Raw genomic sequence first — 1,054 nt, forward strand, 5'->3', positions numbered from 1 at the left:
CGTAGAGGATTCTCTGAGCAAGACAAAGACGCATCTGCCCAACTTGACTCACTGGGTGTTGTGCACACGGCGGCCCCTGACCCCGACTGACCAGACGTGGTACGACGGCCTGACACCCGGTTTCTCGCTGGACAACTGGGTCGCTGACGAACTCGATAACCTGCTGGTCGGAGAAGCTTCACTGCTCCGTGATGCGTATTTCGGCGATCTCGTCTTTGAGCCGTACCGCCTGTGCGAGTTACAGGAGGCAGCGGTGGAGGAAGTGCGGGCGCGGTGGTTTCCCGAGGTACATCAGAGCACTCTCGCTGAACAAGCTTTGCGCCGGATGCTCGCCGAGCCGGAAGCCTGGGCGCACTTGAGTACCGTCGGTATCGAAATTTCAGCTCTGACCGAAGCCATCGAGCGCGAGGTCTCAGCGAGCCCATTGCCGGCCGCAGTACAGAGTGAGCTGGACACGCTCCTCACGACTGCCGCGACGGTCCGCGACCTCCTCGCCGACGCATACGAGCACTTGGCACCCGATGGCGAACACAGTTGGCTTGAGCTCGGCCAAGTGAATGTCCCGCCATCACCGCCGAAGACACCGCCGGTCCTGCGGCGCCTGCGGGCCGCGAACCACCCGGCTGCCCTGCCCTGCACCAACCTTGTGGCTCGTACTCGTCGCGCCGCCGACATTGCTCGACGAGTGTTCGACCAGTTGCAGGTCCAGCTTGCTGTAGTGATCGGTGAAGCTGGTTACGGGAAGACTCAGCTTGCTGCGAAACTCACAGGTGCTACGGACTCGCGCCCGGCAGGTGTCTTGCTGCACGGGCGTCGGCTGTGCGCCCGCGACGAACTAGACAAGTTGGCGAAGCAGGTGGTGCGATCTGGTCGCCCCGTAGAGACGTTCGAAGCTCTCCTTGCGGCAGTCGATGCTGCTGCTGCTCGCGCTCGATGCCGACTACCGGTGGTCATCGACGGGCTTAACGAGGCTGAGAGTCCGCGCGCCTGGGAGCCTCTGCTGCGAAAGCTGCAGATCACGTTGAAGAAGTACCCGTCGGTACTGGTTGTATGC

1 protein-coding gene is annotated in these 1,054 nt (G+C 62.4%); it reads left to right on the forward strand.

Features of this window, described 5'->3' with window-relative positions:
• The coding region (locus tag ACFWF3_RS36995) for a hypothetical protein (protein WP_379318921.1) at positions 1-1,054 on the forward strand (1,054 nt) is incomplete at both ends.

Origin of the sequence: Nocardia sp. NPDC060220 (assembly GCF_042727815.1) — a bacterium.
GTDB lineage: Bacteria > Actinomycetota > Actinomycetes > Mycobacteriales > Mycobacteriaceae > Nocardia.